7 protein-coding genes are annotated in these 8,408 nt (G+C 74.1%); 5 read left to right on the top strand and 2 right to left on the bottom strand.

Annotation, left to right across the window (positions count from 1 at the left end; translation table 11 throughout):
• Together D476_RS0102905 and idi are read right to left on the bottom strand one after the other, a co-directional pair.
• The coding region (locus tag D476_RS0102905; RefSeq protein WP_017622488.1) for a nucleotidyltransferase domain-containing protein at positions 1 to 662 on the bottom strand (662 nt) is incomplete at its 3' end.
• A 124-nt stretch (positions 663 to 786) separates the two neighbouring features.
• Positions 787 to 1,338: an isopentenyl-diphosphate Delta-isomerase gene (gene idi, locus D476_RS0102900; RefSeq protein WP_017622487.1), complete on the bottom strand. Its 552-nt coding sequence runs from the start codon at positions 1,336 to 1,338 to the stop codon at positions 787 to 789.
• A 740-nt stretch (positions 1,339 to 2,078) separates the two neighbouring features.
• On the opposite strand from idi, the gene D476_RS35415 reads away from it, so the two are divergent.
• From D476_RS35415 to D476_RS0102875, 5 genes are all read left to right on the top strand, one after another.
• On the top strand, positions 2,079 to 3,791 hold the full coding sequence (locus D476_RS35415; RefSeq protein WP_051061567.1) for a serine/threonine-protein kinase: 1,713 nt from the start codon (positions 2,079 to 2,081) through the stop codon (positions 3,789 to 3,791).
• Between the two features lie 603 nt (positions 3,792 to 4,394).
• The gene (locus D476_RS0102890; protein ID WP_017622486.1) at positions 4,395 to 5,810 is read left to right on the top strand and encodes a hypothetical protein; all 1,416 of its coding nucleotides are present in this window, start codon (positions 4,395 to 4,397) and stop codon (positions 5,808 to 5,810) included.
• 109 nt (positions 5,811 to 5,919) lie between these two features.
• Positions 5,920 to 7,062: a cytochrome P450 gene (locus D476_RS0102885; RefSeq protein WP_017622485.1), complete on the top strand. Its 1,143-nt coding sequence runs from the start codon at positions 5,920 to 5,922 to the stop codon at positions 7,060 to 7,062.
• A complete protein-coding gene (locus D476_RS0102880; protein ID WP_017622484.1) occupies positions 7,059 to 8,069 on the top strand; it encodes an aspartyl/asparaginyl beta-hydroxylase domain-containing protein in 1,011 nt (336 codons plus the stop codon). Before D476_RS0102885 ends, D476_RS0102880 begins: the two co-directional genes overlap by 4 nt.
• Before the next feature lie 78 nt (positions 8,070 to 8,147).
• Positions 8,148 to 8,345, top strand: a complete 198-nt coding sequence (locus tag D476_RS0102875; protein WP_017622483.1) for a hypothetical protein — start codon at positions 8,148 to 8,150, stop codon at positions 8,343 to 8,345.
• Positions 8,346 to 8,408: the final 63 nt, after the last annotated feature.

Genomic DNA, 8,408 nt, shown 5'->3' with positions numbered 1-8,408 from the left:
GGCCGGTGGCCCGCCAGCAGGGTCTTCTCGTTGGTCACCCATCGGCCCCGTGCGGCGGCGACGGCGTGCGCCGCCTGCATGGCGGCGGTCGCCACGGCCCCCGCCGCCTCGGTGCGCAGGCCCTTGGGCGCGTGGTTGGACTCCGTGTAGAGCAGGGTGAGCCGCGCCGTGCCGCTCCAGCGGTCGAAGGCCGCCGTCCTCAGCGCCTCCGGGTACTCCGGGCGCGGCAGGTGCCCCCGGAGCACGCGGTTGAGGGCGAGCTCACCCACGACCAGGTAGCTGGGGATGCCCGCGAGGTGGAACATCAGCGGCTCGTGGTGGAAGCGGCCCGCGTGCGCCTCGGCCAGCTCGTGCTCGACCACGTCGAGGTCGCGGTAGTGCACGTCGGTCTTGCGCCCCTCGATGGTCAGCCACGCCCCGCCGTTGAACACGCCGCCGCCCCAGCCCCCGATCTCGGAGGCCTCGCCCGGCCAGCCCTGTTCTCGGGCCAGGGCGCGCAGGTGCCCGGGGTCGAAGGCCCCGCGGTAGTAGACCGCGAGGTCCCAGTCGCTGCCGGGGCCCGCGGTCCCCTGGGCGCGGGAGCCCCCGAGCGTCACGGCCTCGACCGCGGGCAGCCCGGCGAGGAGGTCGGCGGTGCGGGTCAGGAAGTCGTCGTCGGACATATGGGAAGCACTCCTGGGGTCTCGGTGGTGCCGTGGGCCCTGCGGGCACGCGCGGCGGGCGCCGGAGTCGGGCTCGACGGCGCCGGGACCGGGGACGGGGGGTCAGTGCTTCACGTCCGGGAGGCTACCAGCCCGCCTCGGGGAACCGCCTGCGGATTTCGGGGAGGGATGCCTCCAGCACGGTGGTGAACCAGACGGAGAAGACCGAGCGCTCGCGGAGCGCGGCCAGCTCGACCGGGGAGGCGAACACGGTCTCGGCCACCTCGTCGGGGTCGGGGCGCAGCCCTTCGGGCGCCTCGCCCACGAACAGGTGGTTGAACTCGCGCTCGACCAGTCCGGAGTCGGGGTCCTGCAGCTCGTAGACGACCGTCCCGGCCTCCGCCAGCATCGCGGGAGNGGGGCGGCCCGCCGCGAGGAACGGGGCCTCGCCGGGGTGGGGGTGGCCGCAGCAGGTGTTGGACCACACGAGGGGCGAGTGGTACTTGCCGCCCGCGCGCCGCTGCAGCAGCAGGCGGCCCCGGGTGTCGAAGAGGAAGACGGAGAAGGCGCGGTGGAGCAGTCCGGGCGCCAGGTGCGCGTCCAGCTTCCCCTCGGTGCCCACCGTCGTCCCGTCGCGGTCCACCAGTTCGACCCGGATCGCGGTCTCCGACGGCTTCTCCCCCACCTGGCCCGCCACACGGCCTCCCTGTTCACTCGCCGACCGGCGCGCCCGTGCGCACCGCCCTTCCACCGTCGCACACGCCGCCCCGGCGGTGGGGCGGAAGCCGCGAACCCGCTACGGCGGCCCTGGGGCGCCCGTCCGCACCCACGGGGCCCGGAGGGCGCCGGACGCGTCGGCCCGCGCGGCATCGCGCGCGGCGGCCGGTGCCGGTTCCCCTCCTGTTCCCCCGTCGTGGCCATTCCGTCACAACCGATCGGGGCGGTACGGCGTCGAATCGCCTGTGAGGCCTCCCCGCACCGGGGGCCTTCGGCAGCGTCCTCGGCGGCACGGAGACGGAGAACGCACGTGGAGACGGGACAGGAACGCTCGGCCTCCTGTGGGGCCCACGCACCGCGGCCGCCCCGACCGGTGTCCGCCCCTCCGGCGCCGTCGGGCGCCACCGGCCCCGCAGGCGCCGTCCACGGCGACACCCCGCCCGTCTCCGGGTTCGGGCGCCCGCCGCCCGCCCCGATACGGTGGAGCCCGCACCGCGGAATCCGGAACGGGCCGGGGCCTCCCCTCCCGCATTCCGCAGCCGCGGCTCCGCCCGAGGTGACGGAATCGACAAGGCCCTCCTCGGGACCGGAGAGCGGCCCTGTGGGCGGGAGCGGCTACCGTTTCCCCGGCGAGGACCACGCGGCCGTCGACGGCGGACCTGAGGGACCCCACCCCCGTCCACGATGCCGGCCACCGAAATCCGTGAGAACAAGCGAGCCATGAGCGATACCACCCCCCTCACCCCTTCGCGCTTCGCTCCACTGCGCAGGGAGGACCCGCGAAGGATCGGCCCGTACACCCTGGACGGGCGTATCGGCATCGGGGGCATCGGCGCCGTCTACGCCGGGCACCAGCCGGGCATCCCCGGCCACGCCGCCATCAAGACCGTCCGCGAGGAACTGGCGGGAAACGCCGAGTTCCGCGCGCGCTTCGCCCGCGAGACCGTACTCGCCAAACGCGCGTCGGGGATGTGCCTGCCGTGCTACTACGACGGGGATACCGAAGCGGACATGCCCTGGCTGGCGACCGAGTTCATTCCCGGGCCGTCGCTGCGCACCTACGTCCGGAACCGCGGCCCCCTCACCGGCGACCACCTCACCGCCCTGGGTGTCGGCCTGGCGGACGCCCTCACGCGCATCCACGCCCAGGGTGTCGTGCACCAGGACCTCAAGCCCGGCAACATCATCCTCGGCCCGCACGCCCCGAAGCTGGTCGACTTCGGCATCGCGCGCGCCGTCGACCAGACCGCCCTCGCCCGGAGCGGCGGCGCCGCGGGCACCGCCGGATGGATGAGCCCGGAGGCCTGTGCGGGCGGTGAGCTCACCGGCCGGTCCGACGTGTTCTCCTGGGGCTCCCTGATGGCCTTCGCGGCCACGGGGCGCGAGCCGTTCGGCGCCGGGCCCGTGGACACCCTCGCGGAGCGCGTGATGGAGGACGAGCCCGACATCGAGGGGGTGCCGGGCCCGCTCCTGCCGCTGGTCCGGGCCGCACTGGCCAAGGCCCCCCGGGAGCGGCCGGACGCGGTGGAGCTGGTGCCCGTGCTCGTCGAGCAGTGGTCCGGGAGCAGGCCGGCCACGGCCTTGGCGGGCGTCAAGGCGATGCTCACCGAGGTCTGGACCGGGATGGCGACCCCGGTCCCGGCCCCCGCCCGGAGTTTGAGGCGCCTGCGGCGCGGCCTGGCGGTCGGTGCCGCCGCCGTCGCCGTGCTCACCTTGGCGGGCACCGCGGCCGTGGCCGCCCCGTCCGCCTTGGAGGCCCTGGCCGGGGGCGTCACCGGTGATCAGGGCGGGCAGAGCGGCCAGGCCGGTGACGACGGAGGCGGGGACGGGAGCGTGGGCGCCGACGGCGCCGACAGCGGCGGCGCCGAGGACTCCGACGGCGGGGGCGGCGGTGAGGACGGCGACACCGGGGGCCGGGAGGACGGCGACACCGGGGGCCGGGAGGACGGCGACGCGCCTTCCGGGCCGCCGCCCGAGGCCGTCGACCAGGCCACCGACCAGGGGGTGGGCGCCGGCGCGGCGGTCGGTTCGGCCGACGGCACCATCGGGGTGTTCTCCGCTGACGGCGTCGCCACCCTGCACGCCAACGTCTACAACGTGGTGTCCGGCCCGGACGGTGTGCAGATCACGGTGAACGGCCAGTCGATGGGCGTCCGCGAGCAGGTGCCCTCGTTCGACCAGTCGAACTTCTACGTCATCGCCGACGGCGAGCGGATCGACCCCTCCCAGGCGTTCACCTATACACCGCAGCTCGACTACCCGATGGAGCAGGAGCCCAACGAGAACACCCTGGTGTTCCCCGGCGCCCCGGAGACGGGGCTGCTCGTCTTCCAGACCCCGGAGGTCGCCGGGGCGCAGCCCGGGCCGGTGGGGCTGTGCTACTCGACGGCCCAGGGCGCCTACTTCACGACGGACTACAGCCAGTGCACCTGAGCCCTCCTCTGCGCGCCTGAGGCCCGCCCCCCCGGATCGGCCGGGGAGGCGGGCCTCTCGGCGCCCCGCCTCCGCGCCCGCCGGGCGCTCCGGGCCCGTACGCAGCGACCACGGGGGATGACGGAGCGTATCCACGAGGTCACCGGCCCCGCGGGAGGCGGGACGCTTTTCGGCGCCGAACCGTCAATTTCCACACCTTCGGAATGCGCGTCCGCTTCCGGACACCGTCGATTTCAATTAACCGTCTGGACGGGACGGGTTTTTTATGGGCGCCGNGCCACGCGGGGCCGGGCCCCCCCCCTGCCGTAATGCGCATTACGGAACGGCCGCGCATACTTTCACCGCAAGATCGCCTCCGCGCGGAGTCCGCACGGACCCCCGGCGCCACCACGCCTTTTGAAGATCATTTAGGCGCCCTTGACAGTGCGATTTAGGCTTGCTTACGATGTGCTCGCCCGCATTCCGGAAAAGAAAGGGATTCCATCATGCGCTACATCCACTGATCGTACTCAGACCCTTGGCCGCACCTGCGGCCAAGGGTGCGGACGGTCTGGCCGGGCCCTTTCGACGCCCGCCCGTTTCCGGGCACTGAAGAGAGTGGAATTGGATACCCTTGAATCGCGCACGTACGATCTGAACCTCCGGTTCGCCGAATTCGTCGCCGAGCGCTCCGGGGAGGTCGCCGGGCACTTCGACCCGCTGGGGCCCGGCATGGCGGGGATCCGCCAGGCCCGGCTCTACTCCATCGGCGAGCACCTGCCCGTCCCCCCGGCCCTGCTCCCGCGCGAGGCGCTCGACGCCTTCGGCAGGGCCCACCGCGCCTTCCGCCGCGCCATGGACCTGGTCTTCGACCGGCGCATGGGCGCCTCCTGGGACACACTCGCCGACGAACTCGGCCTGGAGGCCCCCACCCGCCGCTACCTGCACGGCGACCGGCGCCCGCACTGGCTGACCGTCTCCCGGCCGGACGTGGTGCTCAACGGCGACCGGTTCACCGTGGTCGAGCCGAACGCCGGGTCCTCCTGCGGCGTGATGCCCGACGCCGACATCCTCGGCCGGCTCTTCGAGTCCGCCCCGGTCATCGGCGCGGAGCTGGAGCGCATGGGGGCGCGCCGCCCCAGCACGATGGCGGCCATGGCCGCCTACCTGCGCTCCCGCCTGCGCGCCGCCGGGGAGCCCGAGGACGGCCTGATCGTGGTCAGCGAGTTCGGCGAGCAGACGGTCGAGCACCCCTCCGGGATCCGCTTCGAGCTCAGCGACCCCGACTTCTACCACTGCGACGTCTTCGCCGGTGAGCTGCGGCGGCACGGCCTGCGGGCCGACGTCTGCGCGACCGAGGAGCTCGACGTCGGCGGGAGCGGGGTGGCCTGCCGCGGGGAGCGCTGCTCGCTGGTCTACCGGATCTGCGCCGAGGAGCCCGACCCGGTCGGCCACCTGCCGAAGCTCGCGCCGCTGCTGGAGGCCTGGCGGGACGGGCGGGTCGTGCTCGTCGACGACCTGGGCGACCAGATCGCGGGCAACAAGACCGTCCTGGCCCCGCTGTCGGAGGAGCTGCACGCCGGACGGCTGCCCGCCGCCCTCACCGCGGCCCTGGACGGGTTCGTCCCCTGGACGCGCATCGTCCGGGACGGGCCCACGTCCTTCCGCGGGGAGACGGTCGACCTGCTCCGGTGGTGCGTGCGCGAACAGGACGCCCTGGTGCTCAAGCCCGGCGCCGGATTCTGCGGGCGGGGCGTCCTCCTCGGTTGCGAGACGCCGGAGGAGGAATGGCGGTCCGCCCTCGACGAGGCCGAGAAGTCCTCGGAATGCTGGATCGTCCAGGAACTCGCCCGGAGCTCCCCGCACCCGGTGGCCGCGGTGCACGGGTCCGGCCTCGCCCGCGAGGAGACCTACGTCGACTACGGGTATTTCTCCGCGGGCGGCCGCGTCCCCACCGGAGCGGTCAGGAAGAACGCACCCGCCGGAGAGTTCACGCGCAAGGTGAAACGCTGCGGAATCGGTCCCGTCTTCTTCGTCTGAACGAAGCCGGAACACACCGCATTCCAGGATGGAAGAAACGGGTCGAACGCCGTAGAGAAGCGGAGGCCGTGCAATCGCGATGGAGATATTCTCACCATTGGGCCCCTCCATGCTCAATGACCCCTACCCGGTTTACGCGGCCCTGCGCGACACCGACCCGGTCCATTGGCACGAGGGCCTCAATGCCTGGATCATCACCCGCTACTCCGACTGCGAACGCGTCCTGGACGACGCGGAGGTGTTCGTCTCCGACCTGCGGCGGATCGGCGAGGACGTGCCCCCGGAGCTGCTCAGCCTGCAGACCGTCGACGGCGCCGACCACCACGCGCTGCGCGGCGCGGTCACCGACGCGGTCCGCGGGTTCGACCTGGGGGCGTGGCTGGAGGAGAGCCTGCGCATCGCCGACGAGCTCGCGCAGAAGGCCTCCGGCGCCGAGTTCGACTTCGCCGGCGACTTCGCCGAGCCCCTCGCCGCCGCGAGCATGTGCACCCTGCTGGGCATCCCCCTGGCGGCCGAGGACACCGGCTTCCGGTCCGCCCAGCGCGACCTGATGCTGAGCATGGACGCCGGGCTCGCCCCCGAGCGCGCGGAGGCCGGGGTGCGGGCGCGGGGCCGCCTGAGCGCCCTGATCGAGCGCGCCCTGGCCGACGGGACCGCGCGCGGCCCGCTGGCCCGGGTCGGCTCCGACCCGGGCGACCTGCACTCCCGCCAGCTCGTGAACTCGCTGCGGTCCATCCTGGTCGCCGGGTACTCCTCGGTCAGCAGCATGCTCGGCAACGCCGTCGCCGCGCTGACCGCCGACCCGGACGGCCCTCGCGCCGCGCGCAGGATCACCCCGGGCCTGCTCCACGAGCTCATCCGCTACGACGGCCCGGTCCAGGCCGAGAGCCGCGGGGTGGTGCGGGACGTCACGCTGGGCGGCCGCCGCCTGCGGCGGGGCGCGGAGGCCGTGGTCGTGCTCGGTTCGGCCAACCACGACGAGCGGGCCTTCCCCGAACCGGACCGGCTGCGCCCCGGCCGCCGCTCCCGGGGCCACCTCGGGTTCGGGCGCGGCCCCCACGCCTGCCTCGGCTCCCACATGGCGCTGCGGCTGGGCACCGCCGTCCTGGGCCGGCTGACCGAGGGCGCGCGCCTGGTGCGGACCGGGGACCCGGTCCGGCGCCCCACCGCCACCCTTCGCGGGCTCGACCGCATCCCCCTGCGCCTGGAGCCGGCGCCGGGCCCCGACACAGACGACCGGAGGAGCACATGAGCACCGTGGACGACTGGCCGCAGGCGCCGGTCCTGCGCGACCTTCCCCAGGTGGCCCGCCTCGACCGCGCGTTCGATCCGCACAGGCTGGTCACCGAGCTGCAGAACCTCCAGGAGTCGGCCTCGTGGACGCAGCCGCGCATCCTCTCCGGGGAGGGCGTCGGGAGCTACGTGACCGACCTCGACTGGAAGACGCTGCCCCTGCGCAGCATCGGGGGCGACGCCGACCGGACGGACCCGGGCGGGCCGTCGCTGGAGGACTTCGCCGACACGCACTGGTTCAAGCACGTGCCCTACCTGGGCGAGATCGTCGACGCGATCCCGGCCCCCAAGGGCTGTGTCCGGCTCATGGCCCTGGGGCCCGGCGCCCAGAGCCCGCGGCACTGCGACACCAAGCTCGGGCTCCCCTGGGGCATGGTGCGGCTGCACGCGCCCGTCGTCACCCTGCCCGAGGCCACGCTGTCCTTCGGCGCCGACACCTACACGTGGCAGCCGGGGAGCCTCTGGTACGCCGACTTCACCCGCCTGCACCAGGTGCAGAACCGCGGGACGAGTACGCGGATCCACCTCGTCATCGACTGCCTGGTCACCGAGCGCCTGATGGAGCTCTTTCCGGAGGAGTTCCGCACCGCCCCGGTGCTCCGGAGCACCGTCTTCGAGCCCGAGGCCCCCGTCCGGCAGGACCCGCTCCCCCACGGCCGCATCCGGTTCCCCCTGCCCGCCGCGTTCACCTCGTTCGAGGAGGACGACGAGCGCTTCCTCGGGCAGGAGTCCCCGCTGGACGCCGAGATCGGCGAGCACGACGGGCACGCCGCGCTGTTCGTCGACGGCGAGCCGCGCTTCCGCCTGGTGCCCGTCGGCGGCGGCGAGTACCGGTTCGCGGGGTGGCGCCGCGAGCGGACCCTCGAACCCTCCGGTGACGCCCACGGCCCCGTGGTCGTCGCCCGCGTCCGGTCGGGCGCGGCGGAGCGGAGCCTGCGCATCCCGGCGGCCGAGTCCGCCCGGTGATGCACAGAACCCCCGGTCCCACCCCGCCCCGGCGCCGACGCGCCGGAGTCGGGCCACCTGGCGAAGGGAGGTGAACCCATGCCGGTCGACAAGGTCGTCCTCAAGTCCGCGGCACCGCAGAGCTCGGAGCCCATGATCCGGAGCGCCGCGACGCCGATGATCCGGAACGCTGCGACGCCCATGATCCGGAGCGCTGCCGCGCCCATGATCCGGAGCGCCGCGACGCCGATGATCCGGAGCGCCGCGACGCCCATGATCCGAAGCGCCGCACACTGACCCGCGCGGTCACGGCGGCACAGAAGAGAACCGGCCGGGGCGGCGCCGACGCGCCGCCCCGGC

The sequence above is a fragment of the Nocardiopsis chromatogenes YIM 90109 genome, assembly GCF_000341185.1.
Classification (GTDB): Bacteria; Actinomycetota; Actinomycetes; order Streptosporangiales; family Streptosporangiaceae; genus Nocardiopsis_A; species Nocardiopsis_A chromatogenes.
This window is presented reverse-complemented; position numbering and strand designations above follow the sequence as displayed.

Bases quoted from the DNA above. Each gene is read 5' to 3' on its own strand.
- D476_RS0102880 (WP_017622484.1), top strand. From the start codon at position 7,059: ATGAGCACCGTGGACGACTGGCCGCAGGCGCCGGTCCTGCGCGACCTT.
- D476_RS0102885 (WP_017622485.1), top strand. From the start codon at position 5,920: ATGCTCAATGACCCCTACCCGGTTTACGCGGCCCTGCGCGACACCGAC.
- D476_RS35415 (WP_051061567.1), top strand. From the start codon at position 2,079: ATGAGCGATACCACCCCCCTCACCCCTTCGCGCTTCGCTCCACTGCGC.
- D476_RS0102875 (WP_017622483.1), top strand. From the start codon at position 8,148: ATGCCGGTCGACAAGGTCGTCCTCAAGTCCGCGGCACCGCAGAGCTCG.